22 protein-coding genes and 3 pseudogenes are annotated in these 25,546 nt (G+C 35.6%); 7 read left to right on the top strand and 18 right to left on the bottom strand.

Translation table 11 applies throughout. The features are described from left to right. Nucleotides 1–4: 4 nt before the first annotated feature. The 7 genes and pseudogenes from CYJ72_RS11385 to galE form a co-directional block, all read right to left on the bottom strand. Nucleotides 5–1,324: a DRTGG domain-containing protein gene (locus tag CYJ72_RS11385; protein WP_066125824.1), complete on the bottom strand. Its 1,320-nt coding sequence runs from the start codon at nucleotides 1,322–1,324 to the stop codon at nucleotides 5–7. Nucleotides 1,325–1,387: 63 nt separating this feature from the next. Beyond that, a complete protein-coding gene (locus CYJ72_RS11380; protein WP_257876946.1) occupies nucleotides 1,388–1,519 on the bottom strand; it encodes a hypothetical protein in 132 nt (43 codons plus the stop codon). Nucleotides 1,520–1,615: 96 nt separating this feature from the next. Beyond that, nucleotides 1,616–2,424, bottom strand: a pseudogene (locus tag CYJ72_RS11375) (ZIP family metal transporter). After that, the gene (dinB, locus tag CYJ72_RS11370) at nucleotides 2,403–3,554 is read right to left on the bottom strand and encodes a DNA polymerase IV (protein WP_101813437.1); all 1,152 of its coding nucleotides are present in this window, start codon (nucleotides 3,552–3,554) and stop codon (nucleotides 2,403–2,405) included. The pseudogene CYJ72_RS11375 and the gene dinB overlap by 22 nt, the downstream one beginning before the upstream one ends. Nucleotides 3,555–3,892: 338 nt before the next feature. Further along, the gene (locus tag CYJ72_RS11365; protein ID WP_101813436.1) at nucleotides 3,893–5,269 is read right to left on the bottom strand and encodes an LCP family glycopolymer transferase; all 1,377 of its coding nucleotides are present in this window, start codon (nucleotides 5,267–5,269) and stop codon (nucleotides 3,893–3,895) included. A gap of 25 nt (nucleotides 5,270–5,294) precedes the next feature. After that, nucleotides 5,295–6,191: an LCP family glycopolymer transferase gene (locus CYJ72_RS11360; protein ID WP_066125820.1), complete on the bottom strand. Its 897-nt coding sequence runs from the start codon at nucleotides 6,189–6,191 to the stop codon at nucleotides 5,295–5,297. Between the two features lie 9 nt (nucleotides 6,192–6,200). Continuing rightward, nucleotides 6,201–7,220, bottom strand: a complete 1,020-nt coding sequence (galE, locus tag CYJ72_RS11355) for a UDP-glucose 4-epimerase GalE (RefSeq protein WP_101813434.1) — start codon at nucleotides 7,218–7,220, stop codon at nucleotides 6,201–6,203. Between the two features lie 213 nt (nucleotides 7,221–7,433). Between galE and CYJ72_RS11350 the strand changes: the two genes are divergently transcribed. From CYJ72_RS11350 to galU, 5 genes are read left to right on the top strand one after another with little or no spacing between them, the layout of a single operon-like run. Next, on the top strand, nucleotides 7,434–7,883 hold the full coding sequence (locus CYJ72_RS11350; RefSeq protein ID WP_066125817.1) for a flavodoxin: 450 nt from the start codon (nucleotides 7,434–7,436) through the stop codon (nucleotides 7,881–7,883). Between the two features lie 14 nt (nucleotides 7,884–7,897). Further along, the gene (locus CYJ72_RS11345) at nucleotides 7,898–9,139 is read left to right on the top strand and encodes an aminopeptidase (RefSeq protein ID WP_284629904.1); all 1,242 of its coding nucleotides are present in this window, start codon (nucleotides 7,898–7,900) and stop codon (nucleotides 9,137–9,139) included. 26 nt (nucleotides 9,140–9,165) lie between these two features. Beyond that, nucleotides 9,166–9,432, top strand: coding sequence for a hypothetical protein (locus CYJ72_RS11340; RefSeq protein WP_141749269.1), 267 nt, complete (start codon nucleotides 9,166–9,168; stop codon nucleotides 9,430–9,432). A 2-nt stretch (nucleotides 9,433–9,434) separates the two neighbouring features. Then, a complete protein-coding gene (locus tag CYJ72_RS11335) occupies nucleotides 9,435–10,556 on the top strand; it encodes a glycosyltransferase family 4 protein (protein WP_284629901.1) in 1,122 nt (373 codons plus the stop codon). Between the two features lie 10 nt (nucleotides 10,557–10,566). Next, a complete protein-coding gene (galU, locus tag CYJ72_RS11330) occupies nucleotides 10,567–11,445 on the top strand; it encodes a UTP--glucose-1-phosphate uridylyltransferase GalU (protein WP_101814093.1) in 879 nt (292 codons plus the stop codon). A 226-nt stretch (nucleotides 11,446–11,671) separates the two neighbouring features. On the opposite strand, the gene tnpC is transcribed toward galU, so the two are convergent. From tnpC to CYJ72_RS11290, 8 genes and pseudogenes are all read right to left on the bottom strand, one after another. Further along, nucleotides 11,672–13,195, bottom strand: coding sequence for an IS66 family transposase (gene tnpC / locus CYJ72_RS11325; RefSeq protein WP_284629897.1), 1,524 nt, complete (start codon nucleotides 13,193–13,195; stop codon nucleotides 11,672–11,674). A gap of 55 nt (nucleotides 13,196–13,250) precedes the next feature. After that, nucleotides 13,251–13,595 (bottom strand): IS66 family insertion sequence element accessory protein TnpB, encoded by a 345-nt coding sequence (gene tnpB, locus CYJ72_RS11320; protein WP_284630905.1) that lies wholly within the window; start codon nucleotides 13,593–13,595, stop codon nucleotides 13,251–13,253. Between the two features lie 346 nt (nucleotides 13,596–13,941). Beyond that, nucleotides 13,942–15,109, bottom strand: a pseudogene (locus CYJ72_RS11315) (IS256 family transposase). A gap of 209 nt (nucleotides 15,110–15,318) precedes the next feature. Further along, nucleotides 15,319–15,882: a CDP-diacylglycerol--glycerol-3-phosphate 3-phosphatidyltransferase gene (gene pgsA / locus CYJ72_RS11310; protein WP_066125809.1), complete on the bottom strand. Its 564-nt coding sequence runs from the start codon at nucleotides 15,880–15,882 to the stop codon at nucleotides 15,319–15,321. Nucleotides 15,883–16,708: 826 nt separating this feature from the next. Beyond that, a pseudogene (locus tag CYJ72_RS11705) lies at nucleotides 16,709–16,916 on the bottom strand (helix-turn-helix domain-containing protein); the annotation flags it as partial. Between the two features lie 604 nt (nucleotides 16,917–17,520). Next, on the bottom strand, nucleotides 17,521–18,516 hold the full coding sequence (locus CYJ72_RS11300) for an LLM class flavin-dependent oxidoreductase (protein WP_284629894.1): 996 nt from the start codon (nucleotides 18,514–18,516) through the stop codon (nucleotides 17,521–17,523). Nucleotides 18,517–18,897: 381 nt separating this feature from the next. Next, nucleotides 18,898–20,058 carry an ABC transporter substrate-binding protein gene (locus CYJ72_RS11295; RefSeq protein ID WP_101813855.1) on the bottom strand — a complete coding sequence of 387 codons (1,161 nt, stop codon included), beginning with the start codon at nucleotides 20,056–20,058 and terminating at the stop codon, nucleotides 18,898–18,900. A gap of 127 nt (nucleotides 20,059–20,185) precedes the next feature. Then, entirely contained in the window at nucleotides 20,186–20,566 is a 381-nt protein-coding gene (locus CYJ72_RS11290; protein ID WP_066125730.1) for a RidA family protein, read from the bottom strand. Nucleotides 20,567–20,673: 107 nt separating this feature from the next. Here CYJ72_RS11290 and CYJ72_RS11285 point away from each other — a divergent pair, with 107 nt between their 5' ends. Together CYJ72_RS11285 and CYJ72_RS11280 are read left to right on the top strand one after the other, a co-directional pair. Further along, a complete protein-coding gene (locus CYJ72_RS11285; RefSeq protein ID WP_066125728.1) occupies nucleotides 20,674–20,991 on the top strand; it encodes a heavy metal-binding domain-containing protein in 318 nt (105 codons plus the stop codon). A gap of 344 nt (nucleotides 20,992–21,335) precedes the next feature. Beyond that, nucleotides 21,336–22,049, top strand: a complete 714-nt coding sequence (locus CYJ72_RS11280; RefSeq protein ID WP_066125726.1) for an SDR family NAD(P)-dependent oxidoreductase — start codon at nucleotides 21,336–21,338, stop codon at nucleotides 22,047–22,049. A gap of 480 nt (nucleotides 22,050–22,529) precedes the next feature. Here CYJ72_RS11280 and accA read toward each other — a convergent pair whose 3' ends face one another. Genes accA through CYJ72_RS11265 form a run of 3 tightly spaced genes read right to left on the bottom strand, consistent with a single transcriptional unit; the run spans nucleotide 22,530 to nucleotide 25,538 of the window. Beyond that, nucleotides 22,530–23,312 (bottom strand): acetyl-CoA carboxylase carboxyltransferase subunit alpha, encoded by a 783-nt coding sequence (accA, locus tag CYJ72_RS11275; RefSeq protein ID WP_066125724.1) that lies wholly within the window; start codon nucleotides 23,310–23,312, stop codon nucleotides 22,530–22,532. Then, entirely contained in the window at nucleotides 23,309–24,169 is an 861-nt protein-coding gene (locus tag CYJ72_RS11270) for an acetyl-CoA carboxylase carboxyltransferase subunit beta (protein ID WP_066125722.1), read from the bottom strand. The genes accA and CYJ72_RS11270 overlap by 4 nt, the downstream gene beginning before the upstream one ends. Continuing rightward, on the bottom strand, nucleotides 24,156–25,538 hold the full coding sequence (locus CYJ72_RS11265) for an acetyl-CoA carboxylase biotin carboxylase subunit (protein ID WP_284629888.1): 1,383 nt from the start codon (nucleotides 25,536–25,538) through the stop codon (nucleotides 24,156–24,158). The genes CYJ72_RS11270 and CYJ72_RS11265 overlap by 14 nt, the downstream gene beginning before the upstream one ends. Nucleotides 25,539–25,546: the final 8 nt, after the last annotated feature.

The following is a 25,546-nucleotide window of genomic DNA, read 5'->3' as shown; positions in this document are numbered from 1 at the left end:
CTCACTAACCCCTTTCAATAATTTGACTCGTAATAATCGCCCGCGCGGCTAACGTATTTTCGTGAAAGACATCCACTTGAACTAAAGCGCTACGTCTATTTTGGTGAAACACCTCTACTTTAAAATGGATTTCATTACCAATTTGAATTAAATTAAAATAATGTACTTCTATTTTTTCAATAATATTATTGAGATTTGTTTTCTCTACCACTTTCTTTTGTGCCGTTTGGGTAATTAATTCGCATAATACGCCATACGAAATAGTACCTAAATTATTAATCATTTGCGGTTGCACAATTGCTTGAAAATCATAATCACCAAATTTATTGGTATGATTGATTGCATCTAAGTGAACGGCTAAATCATCTTCAAATGTATGAACGATTTGTGGTTGTTGTTGAATCGTATGAATAGCTTTCATCACATCTTGACGTGAAACCACCCCTAATAACTGTAAATTATCAGCCACAACCGGAATCATTTCTATATCTTCCCAAATCATTTTATGAGACACACTCGCAATACTCATATGTAATTTGACGGTTACTGTCTCCTTCGTCATTACCCTTTCAATCAATACTGTCTCATCGCGGCCAATTAAATCTTTAGCCGTCACGACACCAATTAAACGATTATTATAGACTACAGGAAATCTGGATAATCCTGTTTTATCAGACATTTTATGAAAAGTTCGAACGTTATCTTGTGCTGTTAAAGCAACTGTTTTTTCAATCGGAGTATAAATGTCTTCAATCGTTAAAATTTCTTTTTTAATTAATTGATCAGAAATTGATCGATTGATCATAGTCGCCACTGTAAAGGTATCATAGGAAGTGGAGATTAATGGTAAGTTACGTTCATTGGCTAATTGGATAACACTTGGGTTCGCTTTAAAACCTCCTGTTATCAAAACGGCTACATCATGTTCTAACGCAAGTAATTGAGCTTCCGTACGATTCCCCACAATTAATAAAGACTGCTCACTAAAATAGCGGACCATTGCATCTTCTTTCATCGCACCAATAATAAATTTATTTAAATGACGCGATAATCCATCTGATCCACCTAATATATCCCCATCGATAATATTGACCACTTCTTTAAAGGTTAGCATATCCGTTAAATATTTTACTTTCTGTTCTATTCGAATCGTTCCTACGCGCTCAATAGTTGAGACTAACCCTCTTGTTTCAGCTTCTTTAATCGCACGATAGGCGGTTCCTTCACTCATATTTAATTTCTTGGCTATCCCACGGACCGAAATTTTATTGCCAACTGGTAGAGATTTAATATATTGCAAAATCTGTTCGTGTTTCGTCGCCATACAAAATTTCCCCTTCTATTCTATAAAAAATGTTAATAGTAATCTGATGTCATTATAACAGTTTTATAATACAGTTGCTAGTACAAACCGATAACTTATTAATACTTTTTTACTAATAATTTTGATTAATAATTCCTTTACATCATGATAATAATTAGTTTCTTGTTTGGCTTCAAAAATGGTCATAATACTCAAATTTAAAAATTCCTATAAAAAAACCATGTTTGTGTATTTTTAGTAATACAACAAAGAGTTTGTACTACTGCCCACAAACATGGACGCTCATCATGATTAACCTAGACTAACGTCTAAAATCATCATAATAACAAATCCACCTAAAAACATAAAGTTGATAAATCTGTATATTTTGAAGATTGAGATTCTGGGATTAACTCTTCCACTACTACGAAAATCATCGCCCCAGCTGCAAAGGCTAAACCATAAGGTAAAATAGTCGTAACTAATAATACTGCGGCGGCACCAAATAACGCACCGAATGGTTCAACTAAAGCAGACAATTGCCCCATATTGAAAGCACGCCATTTGGATTTTCCCTCAGCTCTTAAAGGTAATGATAAGGCTGATCCTTCTGGAATGTTTTGAATACCTATCCCTATCGTTAATGCCAAAGCAGCCGCTATCGTGGCACCATTGACATTCATACTCGCAGCAGCATAAGCGACCCCTAGGGCCATGCCTTCTGGTATATTATGAATCGTGACGGCTAACACTAACATGGCAGTACGAGAAATATTAACACTTTTAATATCCGTGTCCCCGTGGTCGCCACTGATATGTAGGTGGGGAACAAGTTTATCTAATAATCGCAAAAAGATTCCTCCGGCTAAAAAACCGATAGTTACCGGTACCCAGGTAGGTAACGCACTATTCTCAGCATATTCAAGTGCCGGTGCTAGTAACGACCAAAAAGAAACGGCAGTCATAATACCGGCAGCAAACCCTTGCATTACTGCTAAAAATTTATCATTTACATCTTTAACAAAAAAGACCACAGCTGAGCCAAATAATGTACATAGCCATGTAAAAATACCAGCTAGAAACGCTTGTAAAACTGGATTTAATTCGATGAACCAAGCCATTCATCAACACTCCCTTCGTGAATTGTTAATTGGATTACGGATGTTTCCGGATTTAATAAATTTGAAACAGACACGCCCAGTAAACGCACTTCTTGATCTAAATTCCCATGTTTTAGCCATAATTCTTTCACAATGGAAATAGCCTCTTCATAAGAATCAAAATAATCCTCTGCTTGCATTTGTCTCGTTATCGTTTCAAAGTTTCCATATCTTATTTTAATTGTTACAGAGTTTGTAAGCAAGCCTAAACCTCTAACTTTTTTCATCACACTATGGGTAAGTTTTTCAAATTGAACAATAATTTTTTCTTCATCATTCAAAAATTGAGTAAAGGTTCTTTCTCTACCAATTGATTTGCGATCTCGCTGTTGATTGACTGCAGTATTATGAATTCCACGAACTTTAAAATATAAGGAATAGCCCATCTTACCAAAATGTTTAATTAAAGTATCTAAATCTTGTTGATACAAATCTTTTCCATTAAATATTCCTAATTCATGAAAATGCGGAATGGATTTCACACCGACTCCATAAAACTTATCAATCGGGAGTGCTTGTAAAAACTTAGTGGCTTCTTGAGGTGTCACAATAGTGATACCGTGGGGTTTATGATAATCAGAGGCAATTTTTGCGATGAATTTATTATAAGAAACACCGATAGAACAAGTTAACGAAAGGGTTTCGTATATCTCTTTTTGAATTAAATGTGCAATTTTCAACGCACTCGCTTCATTAATTTTATTGACGGTCACATCCAAATACGCCTCATCTAATGATAAAGGTTCAATAACATCGGTATATTTTAAAAATATTGCGCGGATTTGTTGAGAAACCTCACGATAATAATCCATATTCCCTTGAATAAAAATAGCTTTCGGACATAGTTTGTAAGCTTCTACAGCAGACATTGCTGAATGAATACCATATTGACGAGCAATATAATTACAAGTAGCAACGATCCCTCTACCACCGGTTAAATTAGGATGCTTGGCGATGACCACAGGTCGATTTTTCAAACTAGGATTATCTCGCACTTCAATACTCGCATAAAAAGCATCCATATCGACATGCAAAATTTTTCGCGTTGTATCGGGCTTCGGTTCTTCAAAAGTTAATAAACCATATTTCATTGTTGATCATCACCTCACTTCTTTTTATTTCAGTTATTAGTATATCAAACTTACTCTTTTAATGAAAAAATACTATCTACTTCTATTGCCCTTAGCTTATCCAGCGTAAATTGGTTTGAATTTTCTATTTAGCCATCATTTTATTAAAAATCATGTTTATCGATAGTAACAATTCTAATGAATAATGGATTGAAGAACTGGTCACCACCTATTCTTTCACAATATTAATTTCCATTCAAAATGAACGAGGTCTAGCGAAGACATCTTTATCGCCAAACCTCGTTATTTATTTTTGTTTATTTAAGTTATTCAATCTGGTCATATTACCCTATCCATACCTATTCAGCTGGTGGCTGGGTTACGACAGGATTTGTCACTTCAGGTTCACTCTGCACAGGTGGTTGCGTAACCGGTGGTGCTGTGTCGACGGGTGGTTCCGTCACCGGTTCTGTATAGGCCGGCGGCTCAGTGACACTAGGTTGTTCGGTTTGTGGAGGATAATACGGCGCTTCAGTATAACTAGGTTGATAAGAAGGTGCTTCATATCCTTGGGTTGGTTGTTGGTAAATATCGCCTTCATAATATGAAGTCTCTAAATCACGTACTCTTTCTAAATCGGCCTGTTGTTGATTGATAGCGTCAATTTGCTCTTGTGTTAGTCCACTTGGATATTGATTCATCACAATCAATTCACTCTTAATGAACTCATTTTCATTATCAGCCATCGGGTCAGCCAATGAACTTGCTAGTATCGCTTCAAGTTGAGTATGAGCTCGTAATTCATTTGAAACTTTCAAACGTGCAGAGACTGGAATATTAAAGTAAAAAATATCATCTAAATATAATGGTTGCATTTCATCAAATTCAATAGCTGAAATATTGTTGAGAGCTGACACATACTTAGGATATACCGATAAAATGGTTGTTAAATCAAAATTTGTTTTAACATTTTTGGCAACCACTTGTAAAATTTGTGGGTAATAAGTAACAGCATTCAAACTGAGTAATTTATCCATTATCGCTTTAATAACCATTTTTTGGCGATTTTGTCGTCCAACTTCGCCTTCAGGGTCATCATAACGCATCCGGGCAAAATTCATCGCTTTGACTCCATTTACTTCCCTTGTTTCACCCTTTTTAAATTGGGTGCCTCGATAAGTAAAAGTTAAAGGACTAGTGACTTCAATGCCACCAATCGCATCTATCAATTCTTCTAATCCTGACATATCCAATACAGCATAATAGTCAATTGGTAAATTTAAAAAGGCTTGAATTGTATCAATAGCGGTCTCAATGCCACCATAGGCATACGCATGGTTAATCTTCTCAGGTTCATTATAGCCTTCAATAAAGGATAAAGTATCTCGTGGAATACTTAACATTTTAGTTGTTTGTGTCTGAGGATTTAAACTGACAATCATAATAGTATCAGATCGACTCACAAAGCCTTGATCTTCGGTTCGTTCTAGATTATTCGCATCAGTTCCCAAAAGTAAAATATTCAACGGTTCCCCTTCATCTACTTCGGCTTCTTTGTCACGTAATTTATTAACTGAAATATCTTCAACCACCACTGATTTTTTTAATTCATTAATGTCTGAATTCACTTTAATGAAAAGCCCTAAACCAACGGCGAGTAAAATCACAAAGATTGCACTTAGGATTTTCAGCCAATTTCTCTTTTTCTTTTTATTTTTATTTGTTTCATGATTCATTTAATTAACTTCCTTAATAATACGACTAATTGATTATTTCTTTGACTTTTGTTCTTAGCTCCTCCAAATTATCTTTATCCACTTCAAGGATGGTTAAATTCTTTATAGCTTTTTGGTAACTGCCAAAATTTAATCGTAAGTAATCTTGCCAAGATAACGAACTATATACTGTTTGACTGGCTTCATCGAAATAAATCTTCCAATGCGGTAAATGGTTCAAACCGTATACTTCATTCCAAATACCTAATAAGACCTCATTCACTCGTTGATTTCGCTCTGAAACAGTCTCTTCACCTTGATTAAGCATATATTGTAAAGCTAATCGTCCGGAAAGTAAAGTGTTTTGATTTTTTTGTAGGTGCAAATCATTATAGGTATAGTCTGCTTGAGGTGTAATCGTAATATTAGGAAACAAGTCAATAAGACTCTTTGTTTCTGACAAATAAATAACCGTTAAATGATCAATATTTTGGTCCAATATTATTTCTAATTTATTTAATAATAAATCCGTTTGATGACGTGGGTTCCATTGATATAAAGGCTTATTATCAACTTCTAACTGAGCATCTACCTGGCTTAATAACCCTTGTCCTGTCTTAGGATTTAAAGTAATGAGATTCCAACTCGTTGCTTGTTGAGATTCAATTCTACCACCATCTGGAAAAGACAGACCTACGACTAAAAAAGTCGTAGGCTGATTTTTGGACAAACGATCCGCTTTTTCAATCCAATTTATCTCTTCAATCGAATGATAGTAGCTTTTTTCAATCCCCATATAATAATGGTAACCAAAGAAAAATAAAGTGACAAATAGCGCCATACTGATAAATAACGTAATCATGCCATTAGAACGTTTATTTTTGGTATTTGGCTCAAATTTAGGACTAATATGTTGAGGTGTTTGTCTACGTTTATTTTTCATTTGCGAACACTACTTCTCGTCATATCCTTGAGGATTATTTGATTGCCAATTCCAAGAATCACGGCACATATCCTCTAAAGTCTTTTCAGTCTTCCAATTCAACTCATTATTGGCTGCCGTAACGTCTGCATAACAAGTTGCGACATCGCCTGGACGACGTTCACTGATTACGTATTTAATCTCAATATTATTAGTGTTTTGGAAGGCATTGACTAAGTCAAGTACTGAATAGCCAACTCCTGTACCAAGATTATAAACTTTTACACCTTTTTGTTCTTTGTTCTTTTCTAAGGCTTTAATATGACCTTTTGCTAAATCAACTACGTGGATATAATCACGCACACCAGTACCGTCTGGAGTGTCATAGTCATTACCAAAAATGGTTAATTGATCCCGTTTACCAATTGCAACTTGTGTAATATATGGCATCAAATTATTAGGAATTCCCTGAGGGTCTTCACCAATACGTCCTGATTCATGAGCACCAATAGGATTAAAATAACGTAATAAGGTGACCGACCATTCTGGGTCAGCAATGGTTAAATCAGTTAGTAAATGTTCATTAACAACTTTAGTATAACCATAAGGATTACTTGCCGTATTAGCTGGCATACTTTCAACTAATGGAGAAGGATTTTCCGAACCATAGACAGTTGCTGAAGATGAGAATACGATATCTTTTACATTTGCTGCACGCATCACTTCTAATAAGCCAACCGTTCCCTCAATATTATTATGATAATATTCTAAAGGTTTCGAAACAGATTCACCCACCGCTTTATAACCGGCAAAATGAATCACGGATTCAATATCATTTTCAGCAAAAATTTTAGTCATTGTTTCTTTGTCTAAAATATCAGCTTCATAAAACTTAAAGTCTTTGCCAGTAATTTCTTTAATGCGCTCTAATACTTCTGGCTTACTATTATAAAAATTATCAACGATAATCACGTCGGTTCCTAAATTTAATAACTCTACCACTGTATGGCTACCAATATAACCCGCTCCACCAGTAACTAAAACTGACATCATACCACTCCTATACTTATTTACTCTTAGTGTTCATTATAACACAAGATAAGAAGTTAATGATAGCGAATTTATTGGGTTATCAAAAATTATTCATAGTGGTTTCACCTTTAAAATTCAAATCTATATTTAATTTATATATATATTGAAGGGAATCTTTGTTATAATAGAAACGAAAACCTTAAAAAAGGTGCAATGTAAGGAGGTATTAGTTTGGCTGAAGCCCTAATTGTATTTGCCAGTTTAACCGGTAATACCGAAGAAATGGCTGATATCGTTGCTGAAAGACTTGAAGAACATGATATTAATGTTGAAATAGTTGATTGTATGCAAGCCGATGCACACGATTTTTTAGATTATGATATTTGTATCATAGGTAGCTATACCTATGGTGTTGATGGTGTTTTACCTGATGAAATGATTGATTTCCATGAAGAATTAGGTGAACTTGATTTAACCGGTAAAGTTTTTGGTGTCTTTGGTTCTGGCGATGATTTTTATGATTATTTCTGTGCTGCTGTTGATTTCTTTGAAAATCAATTTGTTGCAACGGGTGCAACTAAAGGTGGCGAAAGTGTAAAAGTCAATTTAAACGCTGAAGATGAAGATATTGAAAACTTGAATGCCCTAGCAGACGCCATTGCTAGTCATTTTGAATCATAGAAAGTAGGTATAAAATGGTATTAGAAAATTTTGATGTTTTATTAGATAAATATGCAAATTTATTAATGACAAAAGGGTTAAATGTTTCGATCGATGATTATGTTTTAATCAATGCCGAAATAGAACAAGCGCCATTGGTAAGATTAATGACACAACATGCTTATCAATTAGGTGCAAAACACGTTAAAGTTAATTGGACGGATACTGCCATTAGTATTTTAGGTTATCAACATCAATCAGTTGAAACATTAACAGATATTCCTGAATATCGTGTGGCTGAATCTAAGTACGATATTGAAACACGTGCCAAAAGAATTGCCCTACGTTCGGCAAATCCAAATGCATTAAAAGATATTGCCCCAGAAAAATTAGCAGCAGCAAGTAAAGCCGCTTCATTAGCATTTTCTGAACAACGTATTGCCTCACAAGCTAATGTAATGAGTTGGCTCGTATGTGCCGCAGCTGGTCAAGAGTGGGCAGCATTAGTCTTCCCCGAATTAGAAAGCTCAGAGGCGCAAGTTGATGCTTTATGGGATCAAATTTTTAAAACGACACGTGTTTATGAGCAAGATCCAGTTGCAGCTTGGGAAAAACATGAAGCAACTTTAAATGAAAAAGCTGATTTCTTAAATGAAAAACAATTTGACAGCTTACATTATACCGCTCCTGGTGTTGACTTTACGGTTGGTTTACCATTGAATCATGTTTGGGAAAGTGCTGGCAGTACGAATCAACAAGGTGAAATCTTTATTGCGAATATGCCAACAGAAGAAGTTTTCACTGCACCAGATTTTCGTCGTGCAGATGGTATTATTAAAAGTTCGAAACCTTTAAGTTACAATGGAGTCGTCATTCGTGACATGACTTTCAAATTTAAAGATGGCGAAATCATTGAAGTAAGTGCTGCTGAAGGGGAAGCGACTCTAAAAACATTAATTGAAAATAATGAAGGAGCTCGTAGTTTAGGTGAAGTGGCATTAGTACCACATAGCTCACCAATTTCTCAATCAAATATTACATTTTTCAATACCTTATTTGATGAAAATGCCTCAAACCATTTAGCGATTGGACAAGCTTATGCCACTTCCGTTCAAAATGGTACCAAAATGTCACAAGAAGAATTAAAAGCAAGTGGTGTAAACCGTTCAACTGTCCATGTTGACTTTATGGTTGGTAACGCTGAAATGAATATTGATGGAATTACAAAAGATGGTGAAACTTTTGCTATTTTCCGTAATGGAGAATGGGCATTTTAATTCACCAATCATAATTGGGGGTAAGAATGATGCAAGACAATAAAAATACTAATGCTAAATTAGATCAAGCATTTAGTAAGCAAATTGACGAATTCGACAAGCGATTAGACCGTGGTGGTATGATTTCATTGATGATTATCGTCATTGGTTTTCTAATTATTGGCTATTGGATGATTGAAATTTTAAGTTTAAATGATGAACAAACAACTTTCAATGATGATGCAACAATGGAATTAGTCGAACGTGTGGAGATGTTAGAATCACGAGTGGCTGAATTGGAAGCAGCTGAATAGAAATGAAAGTTTTACATATTAATTCTTATTTTTCGACCTCAGGTCTTTTTAAACATTTATATGACCGTCAATTAAATGCGGGTTTAGAAATTGATGTCTACGTTCCTATCTCCCATCAATTTCCTGAAGAACGCATTGCGGCAAGTGGAGACTATACAACAATTCACCGAAACCATCATCAATTTGAACGCTATCTTTTTCATTTAAAACATTATAATATTTTAAAAGATTTGAAAAATACTTATCAAGCTGAACAATATGATTTAATTCATGCTCATTCATTATTTTCAAATGGATGGTTAGCCTACCAATTATGGAAAGAAACTAAGACCCCTTACGTCGTGGCAGTAAGAAGTGCTGATATTCGGACATTTTTTGACAAAATGCCATGGTTAAAGCCAATGGGATTAAAAATATTAGAAAATGCCAGTCAGGTCTTCTTCATTTCACGTAATAATTATAATGAAGTATTTGCCAATCATATTCCTTCAAGAATGAAAGAAACTTTGCGTGCAAAAACACAAGTCATTAGCAATGGGATTGACCCTTATTGGTTAGAAAATCGCTTTACCGAAAAGCAACCGGCGATTCATTCCCCTCTTCAAATTGTTTCTGTTGGTAAAACAATTCATGAAAAACGTTTTGTTCAATTAGCCAAAATGGTCCAGTCTTACTCCGAGAATATAGCACAAGCACATTTAAACATTGTCGGACCTACTTGGAACCCTAAAATAGTTGAACAGTTAAAAGCGTTTGATTGTGTCACCTATCACGGTCCTATGAATAAAGAGCAACTAAAAGACTTTTATCGAACAATGGATGTCTTTGCCCTACTCTCTTCTCCAGAAACATTTGGATTAGTTTATCCAGAAGCAATGAGTCAAGGATTGCCTGTTATCTATACTCAAAATGAAGGATTTGATTCTTTCTTTGACAATCACTATATTGGAGTCAGCGTTTCAAAAACTGATGAATTAGGCTTTACTAAAGCAATTGATTTTATTAAGCAAAACTATGCAACACTATCCAAGAATGCACTTAATAATGCTAACAAATTTAATTGGGATGAAGTCAATCAGAAATATCTGAACATTTATCAAAATATAACCCAAAATAAAGGATGATTAGATACATATGAAAAAAGTAAGAAAAGCTGTTATCCCTGCTGCTGGACTTGGAACTCGTTTCTTGCCTGCTACCAAAGCCATGGCCAAAGAAATGTTGCCGATTGTGGATAAACCAACTATTCAATTTATTGTTGAAGAAGCGATTGCCTCAGGTATCGAAGATATACTAATTATTACTGGTAAAAGTAAACGTTCCATCGAAGATCATTTTGATTCTAATATTGAATTAGAGGAACACTTATTAAAACAAGGTAAGATGGAACTTCTAGAAAAAGTTAAACAAGCCACTGGTATTAATCTGTTCTTTGTACGTCAACCTTACCCTAAAGGTTTAGGCGATGCGGTGTTACAAGCCAAAGCCTTTGTTGGCAATGAACCATTCATTGTCATGTTAGGTGATGACATTATGCAAAGTGAAGTACCATTAACTAAACAATTAATCGATGTATACGATGAAACCTATGCCTCAAATATTGCGGTAATGGAAGTTGATCCAGAAGAAACTTCTAAATATGGTATTATCGCACCATCTAGAAAATTCGATGACAGTACTTATTATGTCGATGCTTTTGTTGAAAAGCCAAAACCTGAAGATGCTCCAAGTAATTTAGCAATCATTGGCCGCTACCTTCTAACACCTGAAATTTTTTCTATTTTAGAAAATCAAACCCCAGGGGCTGGTGGCGAAATTCAGCTAACCGATGCCATCGATACCTTAAATAAAACTCAACGTGTTTTCGCCAAACGTTTTGATGGTCATCGTTACGATGTGGGTAGTAAGTTAGGCTTTTTACAAATGAGTGTTGAATATGGATTAAAACATCCTGAAATCGCCTCTGAGTTAAAAGAGTATATTGAAAACTTAGTTGAACAATTAGAACAATAATCATATAAACAAAGAATAAGCTCTGAAGTCATATAGTGATGATTTCAGAGCTTTTAGCTTGGCTATTTTTCTATATCGCCTTGATGAGATTGCGCAACAAAATTCAAAGCTTTATCATTTTTATCGCATGGTGTGATATTTGTAAGCGTCCTATATCAGAGTATCTTGATACATAAAAAATCCACTTCCAAATTTTTTAATCAAAAATGGAAGTGGATTTACTTTTTTATTGGACACTTAACTGGCAATGACGTTGGACTAATTCACTCCATGGTAAATAAGCCTCTAAGACCTCATTTTTTTCAAAAATCGGTTCATTCGGTAAGTGGGTCAGTAAATAATTGATATATTTTTCTGAATCAAGCCCATGTCGTTTCGCTGTTTCAATTATTGTTAGAATGACAGCGTTCGTTTGAGCCCCTTCAAAACTCTTGGAGAACAACCAGTTCTTTCGACCAATCACCAAGTTCTTTATCGCTCGCTCCGCTAAGTTATTCGATAAGACTAAATGACCATCTTCCAATACGGTTTTAAAAGTATTTTCATAATTTAATGCATATTGGATGGCTTTACCGAGCTTGAACCCTGGTAATACTTCTTGGGTGCGACACCAATCGAAGAAAGCTTCCATAACAGGGCGTAACTCTGACTGTCGTTTGACAAGTCGTTCTTCTGGTGTGAGTTCTGCCCATGCTTCTTCTAAGCGGAATAGCTGATTACAATAGTCTAAACCAACTGCTCCCAAACTCTCTTTCGACTGCTTGGGTGTCGCTTCGTAGAATTTTCGTCGCACATGGGCCCAACAGCCGACTAATTTCGCATTCTCGAGTTGACGATAAGCCGCATGCATATCACAATGAACATACCCCGAGTAGTCACCTAAGAGTTCTTTTATCACCTGTCCACTCCGCTTAGCATCATGATGGTAGAGTGTGATGCCTCTTTTTGCGTCTTTACCAGAAGCAACGACCCAATAATACGTTTGATTCGTTTTACTCTCTAAGACTCGATACGGTGTTTCATCCGCATGTAGATGCGTTTGCGATAACAGCTCTTGTGTCAACCGTCGATAAAGGGGTAGAAAATATTGTTCACTCACTTTCATCTGCCAGTGAGTCAATTCTTTTCGGGTGATGGGAAGGGATAACTTCATCCAATCTGTTTCTTGTCGATAATTAGGGACTTTTAAATTGTATTTTAGATGAATGGAATGCGCAATAATCGAAGCGGAGCCTAAACTATGGTGCAAAGGAGCCTTCGGTACCGTGGATTTAATAATGACATCTTGATCCTTCAATTGACTACAATGCTCGCATTTATAAGCATGTTGAATATGATCCACCCGTTTTATTTGTGCAGGGATAAAGACTAATTCCTGACGGTAACAGTGCGAACCGATTTCTTTTAAATGATGTTGACAATCTGGGCAGTGGCAAGCTTCCCCTTCAAGAGCATAGTGTTTTTCTTCAGCAGGAAATTGATCGAGTGTGAGTTGGCGTTTTCCAGACGATTTCTTTCGTGTATACTGTATCGTTTCAATCTCGCCTGGAGAGTCCGGCATTTGTTTTGCCGGTTCATTTTCATCTTCGAAGAGAGAAAGTTGACCCTCAGGAACGATGATCTTCTCAGATTTTTTCCCATAGAGCAGTTTTAATAAATAAGCATTTTGTTCACGAAGTAAAGCAATTTCATTATTTTGTGTTTCAATTAATTTTAATAGTGATTCAGAATTTTTTTCTAAATTGTTCATATGCCTTCCCCCGTTCATCAGTATAGGTATAGTATAAAACAGGAGAAGGATACTATCAATAGAAAGTTCGCTGATTGGCCACTTTAATTTTGGGTTCGATAGAGAACCCTTGAAGTAACCAATTAACTTGAGTTTCATTTAATTCTATTATGTCATCATTATGAGAAGGCCAAGTTAAACGGCCGTTTTCGAAACGCTTATAGAATAGCCAAAACCCTTGACCATCCCAATAGAGAATCTTAAAGCGATCTTTTTTTGTCCCACAGAATAAAAAAAGTTTTTGTGAAAGAGGATCCAGTTGATACTTTTCTCTCACGAGTGCTGCAAGGGAATCAATTCCTTGGCGCATATCGGTTTTTCCTGAGATTAGATAAACTTGACCTAATTGATTGATATTCATTTTCAAGATAACACACCCCTAAAATAGTTTGATTATCACTATTTTAGGGGGATTTTCCGATTATTGATAGATACTCTGTTATGGGACGCTTACTGATATTTGATATCATAATTCAAAGCTTTATCATGTATTAGTCAGTTTATTTTTACATTAATGAGATTAACCAACTTCCTATAAAATTCAGTCAAGTCCATAATATTGTGTAAAAATAACTAGCACATTTTTTTATTCCATTTTTTGCCTTAACGATCAACTAATTGCTGGCAGGGTTCTGTCAAGGGGGAAAGCAAGGCGACCCTTGACAGGTTCTTAGAAGCAATTAAAATGTTGAAGGGCAAAAAATGAATTACATTTGAATATATATTCTATCTGCTGTTAGCCACTCTTCGTCTTGATCGATTAACATTGCTCCGATTAAGCGATAAGCAGATTCAACATTAGGGAAAATCCGAATGACTCTTTCCCGTCTTCTAATCTCTTCATTTAACCGTTCCAGACAATTGGTACTTTTAAGTCTAGGATGAACAACCGATTCGCTAAGATAAGTAAAGGCGTCTTCAAATCCCTCATCAAGAATCGCTAAGCTGGCTTGATATTTCTTTTCTCCTTCATATTTTTTAAAAAGTTTGTTTTTAACGATGCGGGCAATCTTAATATCCTGAATACGAAACAGTGCCTTGATGTCTTCTTTAAATTCTCTGGTCTCTTTTTTCGGTATTTTAGCTAAGATATTTCTTAAGAAGTGAACCTGACATCTTTGCCAAGAAACATTCAGGAAGTTTTCCTTAATTGCTTTTACTAGACCCGTGTGTGCATCAGATATAACCATTTTAAGGCCATTTAGGCCTCTTTCTTTTAAGTTAGTTAAAGAAGCGAGACCAAGAGTAATCACTTTCGCCATCACTGATGTCAAAACCGAGGAGTCTTCGTTTTCCTTCTTCACTAATTCCGATTGCGATATGACAAGCTTTGGATACAACCTTATGATTTTCTCTTACTTTTATATAAATAACATCCACCACTAGGTAAGCGTATTGGACAGAACTTAAATCGTGATGACGCCATTGTCGAACCTCTTCATCCAGTTGTTTCGTAAGGGAAGAGACAAATGATTTAGAATAGGTTTTCCCACATAAATTTTCAATGACTTTCGAAACTTTTCTTGTAGAGACACCTTGGATATACATTTCAAGCATGGTTAACAGAAGTGCCTTTTCATTTCTTTGGTAGCGTTCAAAGATTTCTGTTGAAAACTTGCCATCTCTTGTTCTTGGCACTCTGAGGTTTAACGTTCCGAGTTTTGTTGTGTAGTCACGATTGTAATAGCCATTACGATAAGTCATTCTATTGGGATCGCGTTGATAGGCTTCGTTATCTAAGTATTCATCCCGTTCTTTCTCCATCAGTTGATTAAAAACCTTGGTTAGAATACTCTTAGCTATGTTGTCTTTGACTTCTACGTCAATTAAGTTTTGAATTTCTTCTAAATTCAGTGTAAAATGTACTTGGGTCATTTTAATTCCTCCTGGTTTGTTTATTTTTCCTAAAAACATTGTACCAGTTATGGAGGGATAAGTGACCCTTTCTTTTTACACAATTATATGGACTCTATCTAAAATTCGTTCCAAGTTACCTATCACTTCAATTTTAAATTATCTATTAAGAATCAAAAATGCGAGTAGAAATGAAAGTTAACTCCTTCCTTTCTACCCACATTCACCAATTAAAGTTCTTTAAATAAGAAACGTGCATTCCAAAAATAATCTACGCCAGAATAAACGGTGAAAAACAAACAAATATAAAAGAAGATGGAAGCAATATCGAGTGTTAATCCAAAATTATTAAAAAGGAAAAACACGATAGCGAACATTTGGGTAAAAGTTTTTATTTTCCCTGGTAATGCGGCAGACATAACCTTACCATCATGTGTTGCTAATAAAACACGTAATCCTGTAACCATCAACTCTCTGGCAATAATAATAAATACGGCCCAACTTGGAACTACACCTTTATCAATTAATAAAATAAAAGCAGCAATCACCAGCAATTTATCAGCCATTGGGTCAAAAAAAGCTCCAAAAGATGTCACCAAATTTAATTTACGAGCAAGATATCCATCTAAATAATCCGTAACACTCGCGACAATAAAGACAATTCCCGCTAGAAATTGTGATACTGGAATAATTTGCTGATTAAACGAAAGACTGCCAAATTCAAATATCATCAACAAAATAAAGATTGGAATCATCACCACTCGTGAAAGTGTTAATTTATTCGCAATATTCATTAGTTATTATTCCCTTCGTCTTGTCCTTGTAATACAGCTGGTCCTTGGTAACCTGTTTCGCTCATTGGTTCTTCGGCCACTGACTCTTCAACAACTTCCTCTATTGCAGTCGTTTCTTCTACTTCTTGTGAAGCGGCATCATCAGCTAATTGGAAAACAACTGTACTTCCAAAGTACGGATTATTCAATTCTAATTCTTGACCATTAACTGTGAATGTACCACCTTCTTGATATCCTAAACGAATTCTAAATGAAGTAACACCTTCATTAACAGTATATTCAAAGTCTTCTCCTTCGGAGATTGAAGTATCTACCACAATGTTTTCGTCTTCGTACATCCCAATCCATACATAACTTTTTCCTTTAACACCAAAGGTATAATCGTTGAAGTCACCTTGAATTTCATATACAGATTCTTCACCCTCATTTGAAATTAACGTTAATACCTTATCACCAATTTTAATTTGATTTTCAGCTAAATCTTGGGTTGCTTGTGTTGTTTCTTCATTAGTGGTACTTGTCGTCGTAACTAGACTTTCTGGTTCAACGGTGGAGACAATAGATGAAGTATTTGCATTATCATTTTTATTTGATTTACTATCATCATTCATACGCGAAATTGCCATCGATAGTGAAAAAATAATCATTAATATCAAACCAATTAGAAAGGCTAAAGGTAAATAGGTTAATAAAATCTCAAGATTACTTTTTTCTTGATTTTCTTGACGCGATTTAACACGACTACCTATTTCTTCTGTTTCGATATTTTCTATCTCGACCATTTCGTCTTCGTCTGGATAGACCTCAATCTCATCTTTATATTCTTTTAATAATTCATTACCGTTTAATCCAACGACATCCGCATATTGTTTAACAAATGCTCGTATATAAAAATTACCCGGTAATTCAGAAAATTGACCTTCTTCAATCGCAACTAAATATTTTTTTTGAATTTTGGTCATTTGTTGTAATGTATTTAATGTATACCCTTTTTCAATACGGGCATCTCGAAGTTTACTTCCAAGTGTACTCATAGTAGTCCCCTCTTTATCGTCATTATCTCATTCATTATAACATAAAGTATTCAATGGTGTAGCTTAATTATACTTTTTTCACAAAAAAATAACAATTTAGTTTCGCTTAAATAAATTGATATTGAGTGTGGTATTTTAATTCAAGTGCCTTTTACATTAAATCTATGAAACTAGACTGAAAACCAATTCGGTTCAAATAAATAATGAATCTTTTAATAAGACTGGGCATAAGCTTGATAAATTTAGTCAAATTATTGTGCGTTAATTAAAAGCGCAGGGGTTGAGTGGCCTCAAACTACGTCTTAACGTAGCTGAGAACAATCTTGAAAAATCCAGCCAAATTAGTGCTTATTCATTAAAAGCGCAGGGGTTGAGTGGCCCCAAACTGCGTCTTTCAACTTGTTTGAGGCCTACTCAACTGTGCGGGGGTAGGCCGACGAAGCGAAAATCATTTGGTTTTCTACTTCTGGTCTACTCCCAACTGTGCGGGGGTAGACCAACGAAGCGAAAATCATTCAATTTTCTACTTCTGGTCTACTCCCAACTGTGCGAGGTTGAACAGACGAAGCGAAAAACATTCTATTTTCTACTTCTGGTCTACTCCCTATTTTATTAAACGCTTTGCCATTTCACGATAAATCGTTTGTTTTTTTTCAAAATCAGCAATATAAGTGATGAGCATAATTTCATCAGTATGAAACTCTTCTGCAAATTGTTTGATTTTATCCGCCACCTCTTGATACGTCCCAATAATCGCATTATTTCTTCCAGTAGTATATTGTCTAATTTTCTCAACGTACTCTTCACCATCAGCCATAATTTCTTCCGGACTTCTAAAGACGACACTAAAGCCATTTTCTAAACGATAGCGAAATTCTTGCATCGTTAAAGCCAAGTGATCCGCTTCTTCTTTAGTCTCAGCTGCCACAATAGACAACGCTGATAGTGTAATAGGTGTTAACTTGCTATCTGTAGGGAAAAATTGACGATAATGATCCATCACATCTTCATCTTGATGACCAGTAAAGAATTGAGCATAAGCGTAATTCATTTCTTTTTCTCCTGCCCAAGCTGCGCTTTGACCACTAGATCCTAATAGCCAGGCTTCAGGTAATATTTCTGGTTGTGGAGTCACTTTGAAACGTCGATAAGGATGTGTTTCTTCGAAATCGCCTCGAATGAAGTGTAAGGTTTCTTCAATAATTTGATTAATTTGAACAGGTGATAGTAAATGCGTTTGATTAAGTGCACGTGCTGCTGCCAAATCAGTTCCCGGTGCTCGACCTAATCCCATATCAACACGATCAGGATATAGTGTCGCTAATAAATTAAAGCGTTCAGCAATTTGTAAGGATCCATAGTGCATTGCCATGACACCACCAGTACCTACCCTGATTTTCTCGGTGTTCGCTAATAGATGCCCCGCCAAAATATCCGGTGCACTACTCAAAAATGCTGGCGTGTTATGATGCTCTGCTAACCAAAATCGTTTGTATCCAAGTTGATCAGCTAATTGCGCCAGAGTAGTTAACTCTTTTAAAGTCCCTTCAGCTGTTTTACCTTTATACAATGGAACTTGTTCTAATATATTTAGTTTCATCGATAATCCTCCTTTATATTTAAGAAGATAGAGTAATCCTCTTGCTCTTAAAATAGTATAGCATGGAACCCTATTCTGGGACATTGAATTGACTTATTACTGATTTTAAAGCAACTGCTAACTGATTTCATAGCGATTTTCATCAATTTTATGTAGGTGATCTAGAAGTAGCTAACCGAATGATATTGCTTCGTCAGCCACACTCATACGGTACCCCTTCTTCATCCTACATCAATAAAAATGAGGTTAGAAAGATATTTTCCTTTCAAAACCCCATTTGTATTGTTTATAAATATAGTAGTTGTAGTGATAAATAGTCAAAACGACTTCATCCCTATTTCTACTTCTTGGCAATTTATTTAACTATGCAATTATTAATAATTATTCAGCTGAATATTCTTCAGCAGATTCGATTTCACCTGCAGTTAATTTGATCATTGTTACAGGTTTAACCGGATTATGTTGGTCATCAATAGAAAATGTTCCTGTAACACCATCAAAATCTTTAGTTTCTGCAATCGCTTTGGTTACAGCCGCACGATCTGCTGAACCTGCACGTTCAATGGCATCAATCAATAAGTTAGACGCATCAAATGATAAAGCAGCAAATGAGTCCGCTTCTTGACCGAATTTTTCTTTGTATGCTTTTAAGAAGTTTTGCACATCTTCTTCTTCAGAATTAGGAGAGAAATGCGCGGTGTAATAAACATCATTAACATTTGCTTGTCCTGCTAATTCAACTAAAGTATCACTTGCTAAACCATCGCCACCAACGATTGGTTGTGTTAAGCCAAATTCACGTGCTTGTTTAATGATTAGACCAACTTCAGTATAATAACCTGGAATATATAAAGCGTCAAAATCTTGAGTTAATAAAGTAGTTAAAGTAGCTGAAAAATCTGAGTCACCTGATTGGTATGACTCATTGGCTACTATTTCACCACCTAATTCTTCAAATTGTTCTTTAAAGGCTTTAGCTAAACCTTGAGAATAGTCAGTAGCTTGATCTGATAAAATAGCTACTTTTTTAGCACCTAATTCGTTAAATGCGTAAGATGCACCCGCTGTTCCTTGATAAGCATCAGCAAAACAAACACGGAATAAATACTCTAACACACTGCCATCATTAGCTAAAGTAATACCATCTCCGGTCGCCGCTGGTAAAATAGCTGGAACACCTGCTTCAGTAATCACCGGAATTTCGGCTTGCGAAGCACCTGTCGTTGCTGCCCCGATGATTCCAACTAATTTATCATCTGAAGTCAAACGGGTAGCAACAGAGCTAGACTCAGTTAAATCAGATTTATTATCTAGAATCGTCGTTGCTAATTGATAGCCATCCAAAACATCGCCTTCGGCATTACGTAATTCTACCGCTAATTCTAATGCTTTGGCCATCACCGAACCATAAGCAGCCGCCCCACCACTCATTTCAAAGTTTCCACCGATAACAATCTGTTCTTGGGCGGAGACCGACGTGGCTAATGCACTAGATAGAGCCAAAGTCGCTAAAAATAAAGAAGTTGCTTTTTTAAATTTCATAGTAGAAGTCCCCCTAGAGAAAGTTAATAATAATTTATTAAGACTAGTCTACATAAAATCTAATTGTTTGTCAATCATTTTCTCATTTTGTTTTAATTTCCATGAAAAATGTTTAATGTTTTGAAAATTATTCACTACGTTCAGCAATTACTTCAATTTCAATTTGTCCACCTAAAGGCAAAGCAGCAACTTGGAAAGCACTTCTAGCTGGATAAGGTTCATTAAAATATTCTCCATAAATAGTATTGACAGCAGCAAAATCGTTAATATCAGCTAATAAAACCAAGACTTTCACCACATTATTTAAAGTTAATCCTTCTGATTCTAATACCGCTTGAATATTTTTGAAAACTTGATGCGTCTGCTTCTCAATACCTCCTTCAACCATTTTCCCGGTTTCAGGATTTAAGCCTAATTGCCCAGATAAGAAGAATAAATTGCCTGTTTGAATGCCTTGTGAGTAAGGTCCTACTGCTGCAGGAGCTTTTTGAGTTGATAATTTTTTCATAATTTCCTCCTAAAAATGATTAAAAATAAAATTTTACAACTTAAGTTGCATGCATTTTTTGAAATTTTATTTTAAAATAATAGTATCATATAATGGGAGGGTTTTAAATGATTATTACAACTACACCTACAATTGAAGGACAACCTGTACAAGAATATATTGGCGTGGTTTTTAGTGAAGTTGTTGTAGGGATTAATTTTATGAAAGATTTCGGAGCTGGCTTACGAAATATTTTTGGTGGACGTTCAGCAGGCTATGAAGAAGAACTTCGAGAAGCTCAACGAGAAGCAATGGATGAATTAGAACGTCGAGCTAAGAATTTAGGCGCAAATGCTATTGTAGGTATGAAATTAGACTATGAAGTTTTAGGGGCAGATAATGGTATGATGATGGTCATTGGTAGCGGAACAGCTGTAAAAGTTTAATCATCTAATAAAATCATTCAAAAGCCAAAAGACGAATTTTTTTCATCTTTTGACTTTTTATTATGCCATTATTTGTTCAAAATGATTTCTAGAAAAAATTTTATTAAACATCTATTTAGTTTCCTTTTATCGTTATGAAGCTCAACCATTGTTGTAAATTTATGATTCTTGATGACTACGCGTATCTCTTCAATCCAATTAACAATGTTCCGTACCCTTAATTTAACTACTTTCGTTACCAAAACACGCGGATTTATTAGATTTCGATTATGTCAATATTAGTGTTAAAACTCTGACTAATCTGCTATATTATTAATATAATTTTTATGGAAGTGGGTGTTCAGATGTATAAAAATAAAGTTGTTGTTGTTACAGGCGATGGACATGGTATCGGTTTAGCCACACGGAAGGCCTTTGAAGCAGCTGGTGCACGTGTCTATGGCATTGATCTTAATCCTGGTTCTTTTTATCAAGGAGATATCGGTCAACCGGCTGTTCTTCAAAAATTTGTTGAATCTATCTTAAAGAATGAATCGAAAATTGATGTATTGGTCAATAATGCATTGCCTTTATCGGTAGGAATTCACAATGGTTCTTTATCCGAATTCAATGACGCTTTGCAAGTGGGAGTCGTAGCACCTTTTTACTTAACGCAGTTACTCTTAAATCATTTCACTCCAGGTAGCTCCATTATAAATCTGTCATCCACAAGGGCTTTTCAAAGCCAAGCAGAGACTGAAAGTTATGCTGCTGCTAAAGGCGCTATTACAGCCCTTACTCATAATTTAGCTATTAGTTTAAGTAAAGAACAAATTAGAGTCAATGCTATTGCTCCCGGATGGATTGATACCTACCAACATTCATTTAGTGGTTCAGATGTCAGTCAACATCCAAGTAAAAAAGTCTGCGTTCCAGAGGATATTGCCGAACTGATTTTATTCCTTGCTAGTAAAAAAGCCAGTTTTATTAATGGGCAAACAATTACCGTTGATGGGGGAATGAGTAAACTGATGATTTATCATAATGATCAAGGATGGAGTTATCATTCTGAGAATTAATTAAATAAGATAAGTAGAAACCTGATTGATTCAGTCAATCTACTGTGCATTAATTTTAAGTGAATGGTTGAGTGACATCATAGTGCGTCACGAAGACTAGTTTGATACCGAAGCAACTGAGGTGGATTAAACAGAAAAAATATCTAATTTTCTTGTACTAGTGTACTTTCACTTTTGCATTAGAGATTATTTTTAAACAATGTCCAAAATTATCTTTGCCAACTTTTCAGCTTCAAAACAATTGTCATTAGAAGATGACTAATTCTTGAATAGCAATCGTCCTCTTGGCAAACTTAAGAGGGACTTGTCGCTAATATAAATTATGTGTTGGATTAACAACTATAAAAGCTGACTATTAGATTTTCAATTTTCCTATAATGCCAACCAAATCAAAAAACAGTTAACTAGTCTTAACACTAAGTATTAACTCAATCTTTACGGATTAATGTTTTACTTATTGTAATCTAGCTAACTGTTTTTTTAATACTGTCTAAAACGCTGATATTTCTTTTCTAGACGGGTCTCAGGGTTCATTGATAACAATGCATTTATTTTCGCTTTAATTTCGTTGATTAAGTGATTGGTAAAGTGGTTTTGATCAATAGGCTGACCCAATTCGTCTACTTCTTCAATAATTTTATCGATTACGTTTAACTCGAATAAATCATCAGCCGTCAATTTCATATAATCTGCTGCTTTAGAGGCCAATTTGGAATTTTTCCATAATATCGAAGCGAAACCTTCTGGGGAAAGAATCGAATAGACACTGTTTTCTAACATCCAAACTTCATCAGCAAGCGCCAAGGCAATGGCCCCTCCACTACCACCTTCACCTAAAATAATCGCTAGGCTGGGAACCGTTAATTGACTCATGGTCAATAAGGTGCTCGCGATCGCTTCACCAATGCCATTTTCTTCCGATTCCGGTGCACAATGTGCGCCAGCGGTATTAATTAAAGTTAGAACGGGTCGACCAAATTTTTCTGCTTGACGCATCATACGCTGGGCTTTACGATAACCAGCCGGACCCACCGAACCAAAATTACGCATAATATTCGTTTTCATATTATGTCCTTTTTGAATACCGATAATCGTAATCGGTTGTTCATCCATTAAACCAACTCCGGTAACGATTGCTCGATCATCGTGCATTAAGCGATCACCATGAAACTCCATAAATTCGCTACACAATTTATCAATAATCTCTAAACTAGAAATTCTGGATAGTTCGCGAGCGGCTTGAACTTTTTGATATGCTTTCATAATGACATCACCCTTTGATTGGTTTTCAATAAAAATTTGATCCTATTTTTCTGTTCAGTTCGTTTCACAATATTATCAATAAAACCATTTTCTAAAACAGTCTCTGCTGTTTGAAACTCTTTGGGTAATTTTGCTTTTATGGTCTGTTCGATGACGCGTTTTCCAGCAAAGCCAATTGTAGCCTTTTCTTCAGCTAAAATAATATCTGCTTGCATTGCAAAACTCGCCGTTACCCCACCCGTTGTAGGATGCGTTAAAATAGCAAGATAAAATAAACCAGCTTGATGATGACGATTTACTGCTTGACTAATTTTAGCCATTTGCATCAATGACATAATACCTTCTTGCATACGGGCACCACCAGAAGCAATGAATAAGATGACTGGCAGTTGATTTTGGGTCGCTATTTCAAAAAGTTGAGTAATCCGCTCCCCTACCACCGTGCCCATACTCGCCATCATAAAGCGATTATCCATTACACCGAGTGCTACTTTCATACCATCCATTAACCCAGTACCTACTACAACTGCTTCTTTTAAGTTTGTTATTTGTTGATAGTTGGCTAGCTTTTGCTCATAATCTGGAAAACCAATGGGGTTTTGATTACTAATGTCACTCGCTACTTCTTCAAAACTATCTTCATCGAGTAACCAATTAATTCTGGCATTAGCAGGAAACTGTAAATTCCCCTGACATCTTTCGCAAGTATAATCCACCGTTACTTGTGACGGTAATAAATTACGCTTACAATGTGGACAAGTTGTTAAAAAATTATCTGGAATCTTTGATTTTTTTTCATGATACGTAGGAGGTTGTGCATTTAAACGAATTATTTTTTTATTTTTAAATAGTTCCATTTAACCCCTCCTCACGTTTTAACCACTGAGGAAGAAAACTTTCTTCTAACCATTTTGTATGGAAATTTAGGGTTTGAACTTCATCATTCATGATCAATGCTTGTAATAAATCAATATTAGTGGTAATCCCTTCTACTACCACTTCACTTAAAGCCCGTTCCATAATTAACATGGCATCATTTAGAGCGTGGCCATAACTAATTATTTTCGCTACCATTGAATCATAAAAAGGCGGTAAAAAATAATCGGAGTAAATTCCAGACTCGATTCGTACATGAGGTCCTGCTGGTAAAATGAGCCGGTCAATATGGCCACTCGAAGCTCGAAAGTCATAGTTTGAATCCTCTGCATTTAAGCGACACTCGATGGCCACCCCAGTAAAATGAATATCCTGTTGATTGAGTGCTAAAGGTTGCCCCATCGCAATTTTTATTTGTTCTTTGACAATATCAATACCGGTTATTAATTCCGTTATCGGATGTTCTACTTGTAAACGTGTATTCATTTCCATAAAATAAAAATTATGGTCATCATCTACTAAAAATTCAATTGTTCCCGCATTTTGGTATTCAATTGCTTGAGCTGCCTTGACAGCCGTTTGCCATAAAGCTTCTTTCGTTGCTTCAGGTAAAGTTACGGCTGGTGCAATTTCAATCACTTTTTGATTACGCCTTTGTAGTGAACAATCGCGTTCTCCTAAATGTAATACTTTACCATAGTGATCGGCTATCAATTGGATTTCGATATGTCTTGCAGGATAAATGATCTTTTCAATATATAAATCTTGATTACCGTATACATTTTGTGTTTCAATCTGTGCTTGTTCAAACAGTTTTTTAAAGTCATCTGCGTTTTCAACACGACGCATGCCTTTGCCACCGCCACCATCAGCCGCTTTGATCATTAATGGAAAACCTATTTGATCAGCAATCATTGTAGCTTCTTGCCAAGTATGAACTAAACCTTCACTACCTGGCGTAACGGGTATTCCTGATGCTAACATCGTTTGACGAGCATTTTGTTTATTTCCCATTAATTCAATGGTTTGACTTTTAGGGCCAATAAATTGGATACCTAGTTCTTCACACATGGCAACAAAATCACTTCGCTCTGATAAAAATCCATACCCTGGATGAATAGCATCACACCCTGTCGCCGTCGCAGCAGATAATATCGCTACCGGATTTTGATAACTATCTAAACTTTTAGCTGGTCCGATACAAATAGCTTCATCCGCTAATTGGGTATGCATGGCCTCCTTATCAGCTGTACTATATACGGCAACGGAGATAATATTCATCTCTCTTAACGCTCGAATAATTCGTACCGCGATTTCACCACGATTGGCTACCAATACTTTTCTAAACAATCCTATTC

The sequence above is a fragment of the Globicatella sanguinis genome (assembly GCF_002847845.2).
Lineage (GTDB): Bacteria > Bacillota > Bacilli > Lactobacillales > Aerococcaceae > Globicatella > Globicatella sanguinis.
The sequence above is the reverse complement of the archived record's forward strand: the minus strand, read 5'-3'. Positions and strand labels throughout refer to the sequence as shown.